The sequence below is a fragment of the Methylomonas rosea genome, assembly GCF_024505055.1.
Taxonomy (GTDB): Bacteria; Pseudomonadota; Gammaproteobacteria; order Methylococcales; family Methylomonadaceae; genus Methylomonas; species Methylomonas rosea.
Map to the genome: position 1 here is coordinate 1 of NZ_JANIBL010000002.1, position 19,469 is coordinate 19,469.

At 53.1% G+C, this 19,469-nt stretch carries 18 protein-coding genes; 15 read left to right on the plus strand and 3 right to left on the minus strand.

The genetic code is table 11. The annotated features are described in order from the left end of the window. The first annotated feature begins 43 nt into the window (after positions 1-43). Together NP589_RS00715 and rep are read left to right on the plus strand one after the other, a co-directional pair. Positions 44-460, plus strand: coding sequence for a hypothetical protein (locus NP589_RS00715; protein ID WP_256605225.1), 417 nt, complete (start codon positions 44-46; stop codon positions 458-460). A 383-nt stretch (positions 461-843) separates the two neighbouring features. Continuing rightward, the gene (rep, locus tag NP589_RS00720) at positions 844-2,850 is read left to right on the plus strand and encodes a DNA helicase Rep (protein WP_256605226.1); all 2,007 of its coding nucleotides are present in this window, start codon (positions 844-846) and stop codon (positions 2,848-2,850) included. Positions 2,851-2,852: 2 nt separating this feature from the next. Here rep and NP589_RS00725 read toward each other — a convergent pair whose 3' ends face one another. Further along, on the minus strand, positions 2,853-4,193 hold the full coding sequence (locus tag NP589_RS00725) for a DegQ family serine endoprotease (RefSeq protein WP_256605326.1): 1,341 nt from the start codon (positions 4,191-4,193) through the stop codon (positions 2,853-2,855). Between the two features lie 152 nt (positions 4,194-4,345). Between NP589_RS00725 and NP589_RS00730 the strand changes: the two genes are divergently transcribed. Continuing rightward, a complete protein-coding gene (locus NP589_RS00730) occupies positions 4,346-5,677 on the plus strand; it encodes a cyclic nucleotide-binding domain-containing protein (protein ID WP_256605227.1) in 1,332 nt (443 codons plus the stop codon). A gap of 57 nt (positions 5,678-5,734) precedes the next feature. On the opposite strand, the gene rpmG is transcribed toward NP589_RS00730, so the two are convergent. Further along, positions 5,735-5,890 (minus strand): 50S ribosomal protein L33, encoded by a 156-nt coding sequence (gene rpmG, locus NP589_RS00735; RefSeq protein ID WP_013816853.1) that lies wholly within the window; start codon positions 5,888-5,890, stop codon positions 5,735-5,737. Positions 5,891-5,901: 11 nt separating this feature from the next. Further along, complete coding sequence (gene rpmB, locus NP589_RS00740) at positions 5,902-6,138, minus strand: 50S ribosomal protein L28 (protein ID WP_064009315.1); 237 nt, start codon at positions 6,136-6,138, stop codon at positions 5,902-5,904. Between the two features lie 139 nt (positions 6,139-6,277). On the opposite strand from rpmB, the gene gshB reads away from it, so the two are divergent. The 12 genes from gshB (at position 6,278) to NP589_RS00800 (ending at position 19,466) form a co-directional block, all read left to right on the plus strand. Further along, positions 6,278-7,228: a glutathione synthase gene (gene gshB, locus NP589_RS00745; protein ID WP_256605229.1), complete on the plus strand. Its 951-nt coding sequence runs from the start codon at positions 6,278-6,280 to the stop codon at positions 7,226-7,228. 1 nt (position 7,229) lies between these two features. Further along, the gene (locus NP589_RS00750) at positions 7,230-8,123 is read left to right on the plus strand and encodes an energy transducer TonB (RefSeq protein ID WP_256605230.1); all 894 of its coding nucleotides are present in this window, start codon (positions 7,230-7,232) and stop codon (positions 8,121-8,123) included. 16 nt (positions 8,124-8,139) lie between these two features. Continuing rightward, on the plus strand, positions 8,140-8,706 hold the full coding sequence (locus NP589_RS00755; RefSeq protein WP_064009296.1) for a YqgE/AlgH family protein: 567 nt from the start codon (positions 8,140-8,142) through the stop codon (positions 8,704-8,706). Further along, entirely contained in the window at positions 8,699-9,145 is a 447-nt protein-coding gene (gene ruvX / locus NP589_RS00760; protein ID WP_256605231.1) for a Holliday junction resolvase RuvX, read from the plus strand. Before NP589_RS00755 ends, ruvX begins: the two co-directional genes overlap by 8 nt. Positions 9,146-9,246: 101 nt before the next feature. After that, the gene (pyrR, locus tag NP589_RS00765) at positions 9,247-9,768 is read left to right on the plus strand and encodes a bifunctional pyr operon transcriptional regulator/uracil phosphoribosyltransferase PyrR (protein ID WP_256605232.1); all 522 of its coding nucleotides are present in this window, start codon (positions 9,247-9,249) and stop codon (positions 9,766-9,768) included. Then, a complete protein-coding gene (locus NP589_RS00770) occupies positions 9,765-10,715 on the plus strand; it encodes an aspartate carbamoyltransferase catalytic subunit (RefSeq protein WP_256605233.1) in 951 nt (316 codons plus the stop codon). The genes pyrR and NP589_RS00770 overlap by 4 nt, the downstream gene beginning before the upstream one ends. A gap of 58 nt (positions 10,716-10,773) precedes the next feature. Continuing rightward, positions 10,774-11,187 carry a DUF4431 domain-containing protein gene (locus tag NP589_RS00775; RefSeq protein WP_256605234.1) on the plus strand — a complete coding sequence of 138 codons (414 nt, stop codon included), beginning with the start codon at positions 10,774-10,776 and terminating at the stop codon, positions 11,185-11,187. Positions 11,188-11,260: 73 nt separating this feature from the next. Further along, a complete protein-coding gene (locus tag NP589_RS00780) occupies positions 11,261-12,550 on the plus strand; it encodes a dihydroorotase (protein WP_256605235.1) in 1,290 nt (429 codons plus the stop codon). 65 nt (positions 12,551-12,615) lie between these two features. Next, positions 12,616-13,320: an LOG family protein gene (locus NP589_RS00785; protein ID WP_256605236.1), complete on the plus strand. Its 705-nt coding sequence runs from the start codon at positions 12,616-12,618 to the stop codon at positions 13,318-13,320. A 66-nt stretch (positions 13,321-13,386) separates the two neighbouring features. Further along, a complete protein-coding gene (locus NP589_RS00790; protein WP_256605237.1) occupies positions 13,387-14,373 on the plus strand; it encodes an AAA family ATPase in 987 nt (328 codons plus the stop codon). After that, entirely contained in the window at positions 14,373-15,290 is a 918-nt protein-coding gene (locus NP589_RS00795; protein ID WP_256605238.1) for a DUF58 domain-containing protein, read from the plus strand. The genes NP589_RS00790 and NP589_RS00795 overlap by 1 nt, the downstream gene beginning before the upstream one ends. Before the next feature lie 18 nt (positions 15,291-15,308). Further along, complete coding sequence (locus tag NP589_RS00800) at positions 15,309-19,466, plus strand: EAL domain-containing protein (RefSeq protein WP_256605239.1); 4,158 nt, start codon at positions 15,309-15,311, stop codon at positions 19,464-19,466. Positions 19,467-19,469 lie beyond the last annotated feature (3 nt).

Consider the following 19,469-nt stretch of genomic DNA (forward strand, 5'->3'; position numbering starts at 1 on the left):
ATTATATTCAACACTAAAATTAAAAAATTGTTTGGAGTTATTCATGAAAACATCAAATATTATTTACCGATTTATCCGAGTCTCGATTGCCATCGGCTCAATTGCTTTGTTTTTTAACCCATTGACAGTTCAAGCGTCCGATCACGAGTCGGAATGCTTTAACTCGGTTCAAGGCAAAATCCCTTGGAACGACGATAAGAATATGAATTGGGAGCCAGAAAACGTGAAACAGCTCTGTGCCGGAACGACCAAGCCAGCCGAACCTGGTGCGTGCTTTCTAAGCGTACTCGACGGCCGGGTGAACTGGGGTAAAGGTATTACTTGGGATTGGCAGAATATAATCAACTTGTGTGCCGGCAGCAATAACGCCAAAAACACAGTCGGTTGCTTTGAGCAAGCGGTGGGAAAAGGCTTAGATTGGCGGGACGCGATATTGTTTTGTCAGCGTGCCGATAAGTAGTGATTTAAATTTGCTCGTAGGGCGCAATAACCAACGGGCATTGCGCCGTCTGCTCTAATGCGCCCTACGGCTAAGACCCATTATTAAACAATTCATTTTGTTTAACGGCAAAGCAAGTAACCTCGGTGGACTCGAGGTTTCGAAGGGCAACTCCTTTCATTTACTGATGTGGGATGGTGGTCGGTAAGCTGACGTCTTCTATTCCGCTGATGCTGCATCGAGGCTAGGCGGGCTGCACGGCTCCCGGTACTACGTCTACGTTTTCCACCAAAACCAGTTTTGTTCCCCGTGTTCTCGACAAGCCAATGCCCATTCGCCCAAGTTCACACAAATTCAGCTAGCCCTGCGATAATGATCGGCCTGTCAGTAATCCAGTTGTTTTCGTGTCCCCCAAACTCAACCCCCAACAACAAGCCGCCGTAAAAATTATAGATAGACCCTTACTGGTGCTGGCCGGCGCCGGTAGCGGCAAGACGCGGGTGATTACCGAGAAGATCGCTTACTTGGTACAGCAAGGTACGCCAGCGCGGCATATTGCGGCGGTGACCTTTACCAATAAGGCGGCGCGGGAAATGAAGAGCCGGGTCGGCCGTTTGCTGGATGACAAGCAGGGGCGTGGGCTGAGAGTCTCGACCTTTCATTCACTGGGGCTGGATATTTTGCGCGCCGAGCACAAAGCCTTGGGTTATAAGGCCGCGATTACCTTGTTCGACGAACAGGACAGGCTGACCTTACTGCGTAACCTGATCAGTCACGGCGTCGGCGGTTGTGATATCGATAACGTCGAACAGTACAACTGGCAAATCGGCCAGTGGAAGAACGCCTTTATCACGCCGCTCCAAGCCTTGAGCCAATCCGATGCCAACAGTCTGCCGGCGGCATTGCTTTATGAGGCTTACACCCGCAGTTTAAAAGCCTATAACGCTACCGATTTCGACGATCTGATTTTGTTGCCGGTGCTGCTGTTCCAACAACATCCGGCGGTGCTGGAAAAGTGGCAGAACAAGATTCGCTATTTACTGGTCGACGAGTACCAGGATACCAACATCACCCAGTATCAATTGGTGAAACTATTGGCCGGCAATCTGGGCCGCTTCACTGTGGTCGGCGACGACGACCAGTCGATTTACGCCTGGCGCGGTGCACAGCCGGAAAACCTGGGCCAGTTGCAAAAAGATTACAGCCGCTTGCAGGTGATCAAGCTGGAACAGAATTACCGTTCCGCCGGACGGATTTTGAAGGTGGCCAACCAATTGATCGCCAACAATCCGCATGCCTTCGAGAAAAAGCTCTGGAGTGAACTGGGCTATGGCGACCCGCTACGGGTGTTGAGTCATAAGAACGATATTGCCGAGGCCAAGCAAGTTACCGCCGAAATCGTGCATCACCGCTTCAAGACCGGCGGCAGTTACGGCGATTATGCGATTTTGTATCGCGGCAACCATCAGTCGCGGCTGTTCGAGAAGGAGTTACGCGAGAACAATGTGCCCTATTTCATCAGCGGCAGCGCCTCGTTTTTTTCCTATGCGGAGATTAAGGACGTATTGGCTTATTTGCGTTTGCTGGTTAATCGCGACGATGATGCGGCCTTCTTGCGGGTGATCAATACGCCGCGCCGGGAGATCGGCCCGACTACCCTGGAAAAACTCGGTGCTTATGCCAACGAGCGGCATATCAGTTTGTTTGCGGCCTGTTCCGAATTTGGCTTGCAGCAGCGCTTACCGGAAAAGGCTATGCACCGTTTAGTCAATTTCTGCGATTGGCTGAAAGAAACCGCCATCAAGACCGAGCGTGAGGACACCTTTGTGGTGATTAACCGGATGATCGACGAAATCCATTATCCGGCCTGGTTGCAGGAAAACAGCAAAACCCCGGCCTCTGCCGAACGCAAACTAAAAAACGTTTACGAGTTGATCGAGTGGTTGCAACGTCTCGCCAGTAAAGACCAGGGTGCTCAGCAGTCGCTGGCCGATGTGATCGCCAAGGTGATGCTGCTGGATATTCTGGATCGCAATCAGGAAGACGAAGCCGGCGATCAGGTCAGTTTAATGACCTTGCATGCCGCCAAGGGCCTGGAGTTTCCGCATGTGTTTTTGATCGGTATGGAAGAAAACCTGCTGCCGCATCAAAACAGCATCGAGACCGATAATATCGAAGAAGAACGACGACTAGCCTATGTGGGCATCACTCGCGCCCAACAAACTTTAACCTTTAGTTATTGCACGCACCGCAAGCGCTTCGGCGACATGACCGAGTGCGAACCCAGCCGGTTTTTAAACGAGTTACCGGAAGAAGATTTGGAATGGGCCAACAAAAAGCAATTGCCGCCGGAAGAAATTAAACAGCGCGGCAAGGCTAGTCTGGCCGCGCTGAAAACCATGTTGAATTAGGCTTATTGCAGCACCACGAAGAACGCTTCGCCGCCGCGTTGCAGATTGACCAGCAAGGGCGCATTCGGGTTGACCACTTGCTTGATTTCGTCCAGATTTCTGACCCGGTAGCGGTTGGCGGTGACGATGATGTCGCCCGGCCGTAAGCCGGTTTTCCAGGCTTTGGAGTTTTGCTCGACTTTTTCGATCATCACGCCTTCCACCTGATCTTTGGGCGTAACGCCGAGCACGGCACCGCTTAAAGTCGGATGCAGTTTATTACCGTCCAGCTCCGGCCGTTTCGGCTTGCCGATGGTGGCTTGCAGCGACTTGCGTTCCTCGCCGCGCATGACTTCCAGGTTGGCGGTGTCGCCGATTTGCAGCAAACCCACCGCGTTACGAATTTGCGCGCTACCGCCTTTCACGTCCTGACCATTGATGGTCAGAATAATATCGCCCGGTTCCAGGCCGGCCTTTTCGGCGGGCGATCCGGCTTCCACCCGGCTAACCACCGCGCCATGTTGGCTTTTCAGGGCAAAGGCTTTTACCAGTTCCGGCGTTAAATCTTGAGTGGTCACGCCCAACAGGCCGCGACGCACTTCGCCGTGCTGAACCAGCGATTCCATCAGCCGAGTCGCCATATTCGAGGGAATCGCGAAACCGATGCCGACGTTACCGCCGGTAGGCGCCAGAATCGCGGTGTTCATGCCGACAAATTCGCCGCGTAAATTCACCAAGGCGCCACCCGAGTTACCGGGGTTGATCGAGGCATCGGTCTGAATGAAATCTTCGTAGCCTTCGATGCCCAGTCCGGAACGGCCCAGCGCGCTGACGATGCCGGAAGTGACGGTTTGGCCCAGGCCGAACGGGTTGCCGATGGCGACCACGAAGTCGCCGACTTTCAGTTGGCTGGAGTCGGCAATTTTCAAGGCGCTTAGGTTGTCGGCGGGAATTTGGATCACCGCCACATCGGCTTCCGGATCGGTGCCCAGCAATTTGGCGTTAAGCTGGCGGCCGTCGCTGAGCGTGACGGTAATCTTGTCGGCTTTATCGATTACATGATTATTGGTCAACACATAACCTTGATCCTTATCGATAATCACGCCGGAACCCAGGCTGTTTTTTTGCTGTTGCCGCTGGTTTTTGGGGATATTGAAAAAACGCCGAAGCGCCGGATCGATCATCAACGGATTTTCCTGCACCCGCACATTGGTGGACGTGGAAATGTTGACGACGGCCGGCATACTTTGCTCCAGCATCGGTGCCAGGGACGGCAACGGCGCGCCGTCGACTTGTCCGGGCAGGACCGCGCCGGCCTGCCAACTGCTCAGGCCAAACAAGATAATCAGGAATAGTTTGTTCATGTTCGTCATGGTTTTTGCATTCCAGGCAGTTAAGTTGCCAGCATGGACACGCTGGGTGGCAAAATGTTTCACTGAGAGTTTACTTAATAATCGACTATCATAGATTAAGTTTTCTTGTTGGTTTCCCTTCACTTTTTATTCGCGACGAGTACGTGGCTGTCGACATCCATTCCGCTGAAGGCCGTGTAATTCGGCAATTAATTCCGCTATCCACCTTGCCCTTCAGTAAATTTGAGGCGCTGTGCGCACAAATCAAGATAGAGGATGCCGAAGAAGGTCAATTTTTGTTCAAATGCGGTGACGAACGTAACGATCTGGTTTACTTGATCGACGGTAGCGTGACCTTGCAGACCGATCTGTTAAAGATCGAAACGATCAAGTCGGATAGCCCTTCGGCGCGCTTCGCGCTGGCGCATCAAATCCCCAGAAAAGTGCATGCGGTTGCGAGTTCCCGAATTCGTTTTTTGCGATTGAATGCTGATATGATGAAATCGGTTCAAGATGTCCCGTATGAAGAAGCAGAGAGTTTTATGGTAGTTGAAGAGGTGGAGGACAATGACGACTGGATGACGACTTTGTTGAAGTCGCCGGTATTTCGGGCGTTGCCTCCGGCTAATTTGCAAAAAATTTTGATGGGCATGCAGGAAGTGCGCGTGGATGCCGGCACTGTCATTGTCAATCAAGGTGAGCCGGGCGATTTTTACTACATTATCAAAAGAGGGCAATGCTTGGTGAGCAGGAAGCCGGCACCCAACGCCAAAGAGATTAAGCTGGCGCAACTCAGCGATCAGGATACTTTTGGCGAGGATGCGCTGATTTCAGGTGAGCCCCGTAATGTTTCAGTCAGCGCATTGACCGATGTCTGCCTGTTGCGTTTGGGTAAGGAGCAGTTTCTGACCTTGATCAAGCAGCCGACGCTTAAATACATCAGCTACAAAGACGCCCAGGATTTAGTGGCCAAGGGTGCCGATCTGATTGATGTGCGCGAGCCCGATGTATATAAGCCCAAGCATCTGCCGTTCAGCATCAATCTGCCGTTTTTTTCCTTGCGCATGCAGCTAAAAACCTTGAATCGGCAGCATCCCATCGTAGTGGTTTGCCAGAACGGCAAGATTAGCGAAACAGCAGCTTTCATCCTGATGCGACATAAATTCAATGCGCTGATTTTAAGCGGCGGTATCGACAGCATTAACCCGGATGAGCTGAAAGCGCCCTCGTCATTTCCGATCGACGACGGTATTGAGACGAGTAATTTTAGAGGGACTGGCGGGGAGAGCGAGACGAATCACTCGTTCACCGAGCAATCCTCAATACAAGACGATATGGAACGTTTACGGCGTTTTCTGCAACAACTTAAAACCAAATACAATATTTTGGAAGCTGAGAAAAAGGCTTTAGAGATGAAATATTTGGCGCTTGCCAAGTTTACGGAATCGTTAAAAGCCGAACTGGAAGCGATGAAGAAAGCCGGTGGCGGTGGCTAGTCGGACAAAACCTTGGCTAGCCCGCCAACGCCTAAAAGCGGATCAATAAAACGCTGATTATTTGATTTTGGCTTCTTTGTACATCACATGCTTACGAACGACGGGATCAAATTTTTTGATCTCCATTTTTTCAGGCATGGTTTTTTTGTTTTTGGTGGTTGTATAGAAATGGCCGGTGCCTTCGCTAGATACCAATTTGATTTTGTCGCGCATGTTCAGTCTCCTTAAAATTGTTCGCCGCGTTTACGCATATCGGCCAGAACAGCATCAATGCCGTTTTTGTCGATGATACGCATACCTTTGGAAGATACTCTCAAACGAACCCAACGGTTTTCGCTTTCAACCCAGAATCTGTGGTGGTGCAGATTAGGCGTGAAACGTCTTTTGGTTCTGTTCATCGCGTGTGAAACGTTGTGCCCGCTTACCGGGCGTTTACCTGTTACTTGGCATACTCTGGACATGACTACCTCAATGCGAGCTTTTAATTCAAAATAGCCGCGCTTTATATCAAAAAAACTTTTGTTGGTAAACAACAGCCTGCAAAATAAATTTGATAAAATCGTTTTTATTTCCACTTGCTTCGGATAACACAGGACTTTAATGGCTATCAAACTCGGCATGGTCATGGACCCCATCGGCCAAATCAATATCAAAAAGGACACCAGTTTCGCGATGCTGCTGGAAGCTCAGGCGCGCGGGTGGGAGCTGCATTACATGGAGTTGTCCGACCTGTTCATGCGCAACGGCGACGCATATGCCCGTTCCCGCGTGCTGGAAGTAGAACGCGACGAAAAGCAATGGCATCGGTTTCTCGGTGAACAGCAAATCGCCTTGTCCGAATTGGACACGATCATCATGCGCAAGGATCCCCCCTTCAACCAAGAATATATTTACGCCACTTACATGCTGGAACAGGCTGAGCGGCAAGGCGTTTATGTGGTCAACAAGCCGCAATCGCTGCGCGACGCCAACGAAAAAATGTTCACGGCCTGGTTTCCGCAATGTTGCACCGACACCTTGGTGGCCAGAGATCCCCAAAAAATTCGTGATTTTCTGCAAGAGCACAAGGAAATCATCCTGAAGCCATTGGACGGCATGGGCGGCGCATCGATCTTTTACGTGCGGGAAAACGACCCCAATCTGAGTGTGATTCTGGAAACCATGACCCAGCACGGCAGCAGTTACATCATGGCGCAAAAATATCTGCCTGCAGTAAGAGACGGCGACAAACGGATTCTCGTGGTCAATGGCGAACCGGTGCCTTATTGTCTGGCGCGGATTCCGGCCAGCGGCGAGAGCCGTGGCAATCTGGCTGCCGGCGGCCGTGGTGAGGGCCGGCCTTTGAGTGATCGTGATCGCTGGATTGCCGAACAGGTGGGGCCGACCTTGCGCGAAAAAGGTCTGATATTTGTTGGTTTGGATGTAATTGGCGACTATCTGACTGAAGTGAATGTCACCAGCCCGACCTGCGTACAGGAGTTGGATAAGCAGTTCGGCATCAATATTAGCGCGCAATTAATGGATCACATCGCCGCCAAATGCCAGGCCTGATATGCACACGCAGGAATTGACTCCCACGCCGCTGTCTCAAGGCGACTCGCTACTGACGGCTTTGTTTGTGGCGGCGGTGCTGCACGTAATCGTGTTGCTGGGGGTCAATTTCACCGCGCCGCAACCGCCCAAAATTAACCGTTCGATTGAAATAACCGTTGCCCATGCGCCAGTGAAAAAGGCGCCCAAGGATGCGAAACATCTGGCTGCCGAACATCAAATTGGTGCCGGCGAGGAAACGCGCAATCCGGAGCCGCCGCAGCAAAAAATAGCTACGCAGGAACAAACGATCAGCCCGCCGGTAAAGAAAGTCATACCGCATCCCGTAGTTCCGCAAGTCAAGCCCGTCGCCGAAAAGTTGCTTACCCAAGCCAAGGCGCCGGTTAAGGTGGTGACGGAACCCGAGCAACCGGTGGAATTACCGGAAGCCGTTGAAATGAATGAATCCACCCCCAAATTATCGCCTGAAGCGCTTCAGCAACAAATCACCCAACTCGGCGAGCGCATCAGGAACACCCAGCAAAGCGCGCAAGATACTAAAATTAAATTCGTCAACTCGATTAGCACGCATAAGTATCTGGCAGCGCAATATGTAAAGGATTGGGAGGACAAGGTTGAGCGCACCGGCAATCTGAATTATCCTGAAGCCGCGCGCAAAAAAGGCGTTTCGCAATCCTTGACCATGGATGTTGGGATCAATGCCGACGGCAGTATTTACAGCATGCGAATTGTCCGGTCTTCCGGCAATTCCGCACTGGATGACGCCGCGAAACGTATTGTGAAGATGAGCGCGCCATTTGCCGCTTTACCCGATGATTTGTTGAGAGAAGTGAACGTTTTGGTGATTACCAGGGTCTGGAAATTCTCAGACGAAACCGGCATGACTGCCCGCTAGCCCATACAGCACTCCAATGACAGACGTTACTTATTTAAATAACCAGTTTTTGATTGCGATGCCCGGCCTGGCCGACCCGCATTTTTTCCACACGGTGACTTACCTGTGCCAGCACAACGAAGAAGGTGCGCTTGGCATTGTCATCAATCGACCGACCGGCATGAAGTTACGCGATATTTTCGAGCAAATGGGGATTAAAACCGAGCTGGAAAATGTGCTGGAAACCCCGGTGTTTGCTGGCGGTCCGGTACAGCAGGAACGCGGCTTCGTGATTCACGATGCCTGTGAACAACGCTGGGATTCCAGCATCAGCACCGCCGAGAATATCACCCTGACCAGTTCCCGCGACATTCTCGAAGCGATCGCCGAAGGTAAAGGCCCCAGTCATTATCTAATCGCGCTGGGTTACGCCGGCTGGGGTAGCGGTCAACTGGAGAAGGAAATGGTCGAAAATGCCTGGCTGAATACGCCTTGCGGTGAAGCGATACTCTACGAAACCCCCATCAGCCAACGCTGGAATGCCGCGGCCGGACAGTTGGGTATCGATATTAACCGCCTGACCACGCCGGCAGGCCATGGTTAAGGTCGATCCGCTGGCGGCAAAGTTCAGCAGCGATGCGTATTTAGGGTTTGATTTCGGCAATAAAAAAATCGGCGTTGCGGTGGGACATGCCGGCACCGGTATAGCCAGTCCGCTGCAAACCATACCGTCGCTTAACCAAGTGCCGAACTGGCATAAAATCGGTCAGCTGATTGCGGAATGGCGGCCCTTAGGCTTGGTGGTCGGCATTTCCCGGCAACAAGATGGCTCGGATAACGTGATTACCCCGCGCATGCAAAAGTTCTGCCGCCAGCTCAATGGTCGTTACAATTTGCCGGTGCATCAAATCGATGAAACGCTAACCACGTTTGCCGCCAAGCAGATGCTGTTCGACGACCTGAAAGTCAGTGCTGCTAAACTGTGGGCAGTGCAAGATCAACTGGCCGCCCAGATAATTCTGCAAAGCTGGTTTGATAAGTAAAAAGACGAAAACGGTTTTACAGTCACACAGCCTGTTTATCCTGTTGCTTTCGCCTTTTTCCCGAATTTTATAACAATAACAAGATTCCCCCTGTAGCCGTCATGCCAATCGCCACTCTGAACATCGATATCCTGCTCGACACTCTGGAAGCCGCGATTCGCCGGCAGATTAGCGAGCGCAAGCTGAATAATCCCTTACTGATCGGCATCCATAGCGGCGGGGCCTGGATCGCGCGGCATATGCATCAACGCTTAGGTATGAGCGAACCCTTGGGCATGCTGGACATCACTTTTTATCGTGACGATTTCTCGCAAATCGGCATGCATCCCAAGGTTAAGACTAGCCAACTGCCGCCGCATCTGGAAGGCCGCGACATCATCTTGATCGACGATGTGTTTTACACCGGCCGCACCATCCGCGCTGCCCTGAACGAGATTTTCGATTACGGCCGCCCCAACCAAGTGGTGCTGGCGGTATTGATCGAACGCAACGGCCGGCAGATTCCGCTGCAACCGGATTGTCATGGCGTCCGCATCGATCTGGCCGGCGACCAGCGCATCAAACTGACCGGCCCCGACCCATTGGGCATCGAGATTCAATCCCCACAAGTGGTGGCGGCATGACCCGACATATTCAGCTTACCGAACAGGGTAAGCTCAAGCATTTTCTGACTATTGAAGGCCTGGACAAACAGCTACTGACCGAGATTCTGGATACCGCCGAATCGTTTGCCGGCATGTCCGAACATCAAGTCAAAAAAGTGCCCCTGCTGCGCGGCAAGACCATCGTCAACCTGTTTTTCGAAAACAGCACCCGCACCCGCACCACCTTTGAACTGGCAGCCACCCGGCTGTCGGCAGACGTGCTGAGCATGAATATCGCCACCTCCGCCACCTCGAAAGGCGAGAGCCTGCTGGATACCATCCATAACCTGGAAGCAATGCATGTGGACATGTTTGTGGTTCGCCATGCCCTCAGTGGCGCCGCGCATTTCATCGCCCAACACACCGCACCGCACATCAGCGTGATCAATGCCGGCGACGGCCAGCACGCCCATCCCACCCAGGCGATGTTGGATATGTTCACGATCCGGCAACATAAGAAACAATTCGAGGGTCTGAAAGTGGCTATCGTCGGTGACATTCTGCATTCGCGGGTCGCGCGCTCGCAGATTCTGGCTTTAAACACCTTGGGTGTTGCGGAAGTGCGGGTGATTGCGCCAAAGACATTGCTACCGGCGCAAGTCAAAACCATGGGCGTAATACCCATGCATGACATGGACGAAGGCTTGGATGATGTGGATGTGGTGATTATGTTGCGATTACAAAAAGAGCGGATGAATTCGGCATTTTTGCCCAGCGAAAGTGAATTTTTCCGCTGCTTCGGTCTGACCGAAGCCAAGCTTAAACGCGCCAAAGCCGATGCTATCGTAATGCACCCTGGACCAATCAATCGGGGCGTAGAGATTGCCTCCAGCGTCGCGGACGGCCCGCAATCGGTGATTTTGCAGCAAGTCAGCAATGGTGTGGCGGTCAGGATGGCAATCATGTCGATGGCGATGCACAACTAACCCGATAACGGATGAATGAACTGCTTGAGCTCAAGAGCGCCTATAAACTCAAAATACTATGAAGCCCTACATCGCAATTATTTGGTGGGTAGCGACTTATTTGCTTCCTTCGTATTTGGAGGCGAATTCATGCCTTCACTATGGCGAAAACCCTGTCATGCTCGCTGGCACGCTTGAAATTCAATCTTTCTACGGGCCACCAAACTATGGTGAGACTCCGAGACTTGATGCTAACGAAACGCAAGCTATATTGCGATTGAGTGCGCCTATTTGCGTGGAGGCAAATCCAGCTCTTTACGCAGAAAAGGAACAACATCAAACCCAGGTGACAGTTGTGCCGTTAAAAAACGAAAACCTAAAGGACTATGATGGAAAACAAACTAGGGTTAAAGGCAGACTTTTCCATGCGGTTACCGGACATCATCACACAGCAGTTTTAGTAGAGATAGAGCGCATCGAGATTCTTAAATGAGTAATCAGTACCATTGCTTATCCAGCCGACACCATGAGAAAAATAGGTGTGAATTACGTTTAGGCGTTCTGCCATGAGTAAGATATTAATTCAGAATGGCCGCATCATCGATCCGGCCAATAATATCGATGCTATTGGCCCGGTCTATATCGCAGACGGCAAGATCGTCTCTGTGCTGGAGCAAGCCGCCGATTTTACCCCTGAGCAAATTATCGACGCCGATCAGCAAATCGTTTGTCCCGGTTTCGTCGATCTTAGCGTGCGCTTGCGCGAACCCGGTCAGACCCAAAAAGGCAATATCCTCAGCGAAACCCGCGCGGCGTTGAGCGCTGGCGTCACCTCCTTGTGTTTGCCCCCTGATACCAAGCCCTGTATCGATAGCCCGGCGGTAGTCGAGTTTATCAAGGACAAGGCCGAAAAGGCCGATTATCCGCAAATCCATAGCATAGGTGCTTTGACTCAGCGCCTGGCCGGCAGTGAGCTGAGCGCTATGTTCGCGCTGAAACAGGCCGGCTGTATTGCTGTCAGCAATGCCAGCGAGCCGCTAGGCAATCTGTTGATATTGCGGCGGGCGATGGAGTATGCCGCCACTCACGATTTGCTGTTGATGTATCGCGCCAACGAACCCGCCTTGTCCGGCAAGGGCTGTGCCCACGAAGGTGCGGTGGCCAGCCGCTACGGTTTGCCGGGCATTCCGGAAGCCGCCGAATCGATTGCGCTGGCTCAATGTCTGGAGCTGGCGGAATTGACCGGCTGCCGCGTGCATATAAGTCAAATCAGTTGCAAGCACTCTGTTATCAAATTGCAGCAGGCCAAGAAATACGGCCTGAACGTCACGGCCGACGTGGCGATTCATCAGTTGCATTTAACCGAAGACAACATTACCCCATTCGACAGCAATTACCACGTGCTGCCGCCGCTGCGCAGTGCTATAGACCGCCAATATTTACGTGAAGGCCTGGTTAACGGCACTATAGACGCGATTTGTTCCGATCACCAACCCCACGATCTGGACGCCAAACTCGGCGCATTTCCGGAAACAGAAGCGGGTGTGGCGGCACTGGAAACCCTGTTGCCGCTGACGCTGGCATTAACCCAGCAACATCGCATCGGCTTGTCGCAAGCCATAGCCAGCCTGACCTGCAAGCCCGCACAAATTCTAGGTCTGGCAACCGGCGTATTAACCCCTGGTTATGCGGCCGATGTCTGTATTTTCGATCCGCAAGCCAGCTGGCAGGTTAACCGCGAAAACTGGCACAGCGCCGGTTGCAATACGCCGTATTGGCAGCAAACTTTGACCGGGCGCGTGACGCTGACGCTACTGGCCGGAAAAACGGTTTATCGTTTGGCGGAGTTGTCGTGAGTCAGTTTGGCTTCGCCGTTTCATCCCTATGCAAGGAGCACCGTGTGCTCGATAAGGAATAAATCATGAGTTGCATCAAAAACCGCCGTACCGACGGCTCGACTTCGTCCAGTATCATCGACGATTTAAAAGGCGATCAATCCTGGCGAATTTTTCGCATCATCAGCGAATTTACCGAAGGCTTCGACGAGCTGTCCGGTTTGTGCGACGCGATTTCGATTTTCGGTTCCGCCCGCTTGCCGCCCGAGCATTTTTATTATCAAAAAACTGTGGAATTGGCGGAAATGCTCAGCAAGGAAGGCTTTGCGGTGATCAGCGGCGGCGGACCCGGTGTGATGGAAGCCGCCAACAAAGGTGCCATCCTGCACGATCAACCGTCCATAGGCTTGAACATCGAGTTGCCGATGGAGCAAACGCCCAATCCATACCAAAATATTTCGCTGAATTTTCGCTATTTTTTCGTGCGCAAGGTGATGTTTGTACGCTATTCGATCGGCTATGTCTGCATGCCGGGCGGTTTCGGCACGCTGGACGAGTTCTTCGAAGCCTTGACCTTGATGCAAACCCACAAGATCTATCCTATCCCGCTGGTGTTGTTCGGCACCGACTTCTGGAGCGGCCTGATGGATTGGATGAAAGCCAAAATGATGGAATACGGCACCATTTCCGAGGAAGATTTGGCTCTGATCACCGTCACCGACGATCCGCAAAAAGTGGTCGATATCATGGTTGCGCATCGCGAGTGGAAGGATTTGCAGCGTAAAAATTAAGCGCTGCGCAACTTTCAGGACTCAACTCGGTCACATTTTTGTTAAACATAAGGATTTTTTACACACATGACTGCGACAAGTCTTAGCCCCAGCCAAGCCGCCTTACAAAATCTCAAAACTCACATCAATACGCAGATCATCGGCCAGGAAGTGTTGGTCGAGAGAATGCTGATCGCCCTGCTGGCCGATGGGCATTTGTTGGTGGAAGGTGCGCCGGGTCTGGCGAAAACTCGCGCCATTAACGTCCTTAGCCAAGGCATAGAAGCCGATTTTCACCGGGTGCAATTTACCCCTGACCTGTTGCCGGCTGACTTGACCGGTACCGAGATTTACCGCCCGCAGCAAGGCAGTTTCGAGTTTCAGAAAGGTCCGCTGTTTCATAACCTGATCCTGGCCGACGAAATCAACCGCGCGCCGGCCAAAGTCCAGGCCGCCTTGCTGGAAGCGATGGCGGAACGGCAGATCACGGTCGGCAAAGCCACGTATCCGCTGCCGCCCTTGTTTATGGTGATGGCCACGCAAAACCCCATCGAACAGGAAGGCACTTACCCCTTGCCGGAAGCGCAGCTGGATAGATTTTTGCTGCATGTAAAAATCGATTATCCCAATGCCGAGCACGAGCAGGCGATACTGCATCTAGCCCGCGCCGAAGCCAAGGGCGCTTTGCAAAATCAGGGCAACGCGCAGCCAAAAGTGAGTCAGCAAGCCTTATTCGCAGCGCGCGGTGAGGTGCTGGATTTATATCTGGCCGACAGCTTGGAGCAATATCTGCTGCAAATCGTGCTGGCTACCCGAAATCCCGGCGTTTACGGTCAGGATTTGGCCGGCTGGATTCAATACGGCGCCAGCCCGCGCGCCAGCATCGCGCTGGACCGCTGCGCGCGCGCCAAGGCCTGGTTGCAACAACGCGATTTCGTCGATCCGGGCGACATTCAGGATATGGCTTACGACGTGTTGCGCCACCGCCTGATTTTGTCTTACGAAGCGGAAGCCGAAGGCATCAGCAGCGATTACGTGATCAAAGAACTGATAGCCAGAATTGCCGTACCCTGATGAATACGTCGCCAGCGGCCGATAACCCCAGGGTTACGGTCACTCTAAAAGCCTTGGTAGACCTGGCCAAACCGGCCGGCATGCTCAGTCTGGGCCATGCCAACATCCGCGCGGCGCAAAGCGGTAATTATCTGTCGCATCTGAAAGGGCGTGGGATGGCTTTCGACGAAACCCGCCTCTATCAACCCGGCGACGATGTGCGGCGTATCGACTGGCGCGTCACGGCCCGCACCGACAAACCCCACAGTAAAATTTTCAAGGAAGAACGGGAAAGGCCGATGTTCATCGCGGTGGATTACCGGGCCACCATGGCGTTTGCCACGCGCGGCGTATTCAAGTCCGTGCAGGCTGCTCGTTTGGCAGGTTTGTTGGCTTGGGCGGCCTTGAAGCAAGGTGATCGCATCGGCGGGCAAATTTTCAGCGATGCCGGTTGCCAGGAACTAAAACCGCAAACCGGTAAGCCGGCCTTGTTACGGTTTTTGAACGCTCTGGTTAATCCGGACTACAACGGCGCGGCCGTAGTCAATCTGGCGCAACCTTTGGCCAGGCTGCTGCATCACGCCCGGCCCGGCAGCCGGGTGTATATTCTTAGCGATTTTCGCGGCATGAATAGCGCGGCCGAAAATCATCTGGCCAATCTGGCTCGGCATTGCGAAGTGGTATTGGTGCATATCGCCGATCCGCTGGAAAGCAGTTTACCGGCTCAAGGACGTTACCGTTTTACCGACGGCTGGCGCGAGGTATTGATCGACAGCGGCGATAAACAGCGGCTGCAAGCCTATCGGCAGCGTTTCCAGGACAGGCAGGAGTACTTGCAAAAACTCGGCAATAAACTGCGTCTAACTTTGATACCCTGCACGACCCAGCAAGCACCTTTGGATGCGTTGAACGGATCTCGCTCGCGTCCGGCGGCCTAACCCGTTCCCGATCAATCCATGCAAAACCCCAATTCACCCAATTCTGTAGATTTGTCGTCGCCGGAACCGGAGGCGCAAAAAATCACGTCTGTCAGACCCATGGTATTGCTACTGAATATTGGTGCACTGAGCATGCTGATGTTTGCCGGCGGCTGGGTGGGCGTCAAAATGATGATTCCGCCCGGCTATGCCAGTCCGCTATGGCCGCCAGCGGGAATTGCGCTCGCGGCACTGTTCCTGGGTGGGCGGTATCTATGGCCGGGTATATGGTTAGGCGCCACGCTGAGTAATTTTCTGGTCAATATCGATTTTTCCGGGCAATTGACGACCGAGACAGTGGTTTCCTCTTTGGTCATCGGCACCGGCAGCACCTTGCAAGCCTTGGTTGCCATCGCCCTTGTCAAAAACTATGTACAGCCGGGTTTACCCAAGCTGGATAGCCCGGGCACTATCCTCAAGTTTTTTGGGCTGGTGGGTCCGGTTGCCTGTTTGATAGCGCCTAGTGTCGGCATTGGAGTGCTGTATTTATTGGAGCTGATGACCTCGTCGCAGCTATGGTTGTCCTGGCGCAACTGGTGGATTGGCGATAGCTTGGGCGTAATGATTATTACGCCGCTGTTATTTTGTTATTTCGGACGGCCCCGTGCACTTTGGCAGGCGCGGCGGCTGAGTGTGGCGCTGCCCCTACTGGGTACACTATTGGCATTGATACTGGTGTTCTTGCAAGTATTCCAAGCCGAACATGCCCGCATTCAGCAGGCTTTCGATAGTCGAGCCGGCGAAATAGACCGTCTGCTGGTGGAATATGCGGTTGATGTGATCGACAGCACTTTGGCTTTAAGAGACGTGTTTTTGGCATCCAGCGATGTGGATAGAGCCGAATTTAGCGTGTTTTCGCAGGGTATCCTGCAACGCCACCCGGAAATTCAGGCCCTGGAATGGCTGCCTCGTATCGCTCAAGCCGATTTGCCGGCCTTTGAGCAGGCTATTCGTGCCGAAGGATTTCCTAATTTCCAGGTTGCCGAACGCGATAGCGACGGCCAAGTGGTTAAGGCAACAGCCAGGCCCGAATATTTTCCTATTATGTTTGTGGAGCCGATGGCCGGCAACGAAAAAGCCTTCGGCTTCGACTCCATGTCAAATCCACTTAGCCGCCAAGCAAAAAACTTAGCGCGCGCCAGCGGTAAACCCACTGCCTCGCAAAAGCTGACACTCATGCAACGTAGCGATGCGGATCCCGGCATTTTGGTTTCGATTCCGGTTAACCGACAGGGCGCAGATGGTGACGCACTGGATATTGCCGGATTTGTATCTGCCATCATTTTGCCTGCCAGAATGGTGGAGATTGTCACCAGGGGCCTGAACATCGATGACCTGGGCATCGCCATCGATGATCTAGGCGCACCCGCAGGGCAAACCGGCTTGTTTGCAAAACCGGTACGCAACCCGGTGTCCTTGAATTATGAATTACGAATATGGCAGCGCAGCTTTACATTTGTCGATCGCACCTGGCAAATCACCATTTCTCCCGATAGCCAGTTTATCGACGAACAAGGTTCATCACTGCCCCTGATTACCCTGATCGGTGGTCTTTGTTTTACCAGCCTGTTGAGCATTTTACTTCTTATCATCAGCGGTAGAACCGCCTCTGTGCAAGCCTTGGTGGAAGAACGTACTCGGGCGCTGGCCAATGCCATTGCTGAGTTGGAAGTCTCGGCGAATATCGCCAGGGAATCGGAATTAAAACTGCGCACTATCGTCGACTCGGAACCGGAGTGCGTGAAATTGCTGGCTCACGATGGCAGTTTGTTGCAGATGAATCGTGCCGGTCTGGATATGATAGAAGCCGATTCCTTCGAGCAGGCGCAACAAGGTCGCCTGGAAGACATGGTGTTGCCCAAGTACCGGGCAGCCTTTAAAAAACTGACTCGGCGGGTGTTTGCCGGTGCGTCGGGCACACTGGAATTTGAAATCATCGGTTTGCGCGGCGGTCAGCGCTGGTTGGATACCCACGCCGTACCGATGCGCGATGCGGAAGGTAATATCGCGGCCCTCTTGGGGCTGACCCGCGATATTACCGAACGTAAGCAGGCCGAAGAGCACCTGAAACTGGCCGCGCGGGTGTTCAGCGAGGCGCACGAAGGCATTCTGATTACCGACGCCGTAGGGATTATCATCGACGTGAATCCAACCTTTTGCCAGATCACCGGCTACAGCCGCGCCGAAGTCATCGGTCAAAACCCCAGTATGTTGCAGTCCGGCAAATACGGTGCGGATTTTTACCGGGATATGTGGCAGGCCTTGCACGAAGCGCAGCATTGGCAAGGGGAATTATGGAATCGCAAAAAAAACGGCGAGTTGTATGCGGAATGGCTGACGGTCTCCGCCTTGTGCGATGCCGACGGCAAGATCACTCACTATGTCGGGCTATTTTCCGATGTCACGCAGGCCAAGCAGCAGCAACAGCTGCTGGAATTATTTGCCCATTACGATCCGCTCACCCGCCTGCCGAATCGGATTTTATTCGCCGATCGCTTGAATCAGGCCATCGCCCACAGCAAGCGGGAAAACACCTTGTTGGCGATTTGTTTTCTGGACCTGGATGGGTTCAAGCCGGTCAACGACCAATTCGGCCACGATATTGGTGACCGGGTGCTGGTTGAAGTGGCGGAAAGAATCAAAAACGCGATCCGCGCGGAAGACAGCGTATCCCGGCACGGCGGCGACGAATTCGCGCTGTTATTGGGCAATGTAGACTCGATTGCGCAATGCGAACAAGCCATCATGCGGATTCATCAGGCGATTGCCCTGCCGTATGTCATTGACGATAAGCCGATTTCGGTCGGCGCCAGTAGCGGTTTTACCGTATATCCCCTGGATGATGCCGGCGCCGACGCCTTATTGCGGCATGCTGACTATGCCATGTACCAGGCCAAATTGGCCGGCAAAAACCGTTGTCAGTTGTTCGATGCCAGCCACGACCAACAAGTCATGCATCGCCACCAGCAGCTGCGCGACATCGAAGCGGCGTTTTTAAACAACGAATTGTGCATGTATTACCAACCCAAGGTCGACATCAAAACCGGCCAGGTCAAAGGCGTGGAAGCCTTGATCCGTTGGCAGCATCCGCAGCGCGGTATGGTGCCGCCGCTGGAGTTTTTACCGGTGATTGCCTCCACCGATCTGGAAATCCGCATCGGCAATTGGGTCATCGCTCAAGCCTGCGAGCAGTTGGCGGGCTGGCATGCGCGAGGCTTACAGCTGGAGGTCAGCGTGAATATCTCCTCCTATCATTTACTGTGGTCCGGCATCGGCGCGTATATCGACGAGACCTTGCGCCGTCATCCGGAAATGGATGCCCGCTTTCTGCAATTGGAAATTCTGGAAAGTACCGCCTTGGACGATTTGTCGGCGGTGAACCGGATTATCAAAAGCTGCCGGGAACAACTGGGCATTAGTGTGGCCTTGGACGATTTCGGTACCGGCTATTCGTCGTTGACGCATTTGCGGCATTTGTCCGTGGATACCGTGAAAATCGATCAGACCTTTGTCCGCGACATGCTCGACGATCCCGACGACTACGCCATCATAGAGAGCGTCATTGCGCTCAGTCAGGCTTTTAACCGGGAAGTCGTGGCGGAAGGCGTGGAAAGTCAGGAACAAGGTATCGTGCTGTTGTTGTTGGGTTGCCATCTGCTGCAAGGTTACGCGATTGCCCGTCCCATGCCCGCTGCGGCGATTGCCGAGTGGGTGATTGCTTACCGGCCGTTCAGCGACTGGCAGATTTATGCGAATGCCGAGCTGTCGGCGGAACAGATCGAAATTGCGATTCGCCGCTTCGACACCCGGCAGTGGTTGCAGCGGGTACAAGCCTGTCTGTTCGCGGAACCGCACGACACTTTAAAAAGCTGGCCGATCTTGGAGCAACGCCGTACCCATCTGGGACGTTGGTTAAAGCAAATACAACACGACAGACAGTATGCCCAGGATTGGTTGGAGCATATCGAACAATTACAACGGCAATTGCACGTGCTGGCCGAGAGTTTGCTCAGACGCTGCGAGGCCGGCCAGCGCGACGCCGCGCAGGCGGGTTTTAATGAGCTGCGGGCTATTCAGCAGCAAATCGACGATCTGCTGATTTTGTATACCCGGCTCCCCAATTTGGACGAGATGTAGATA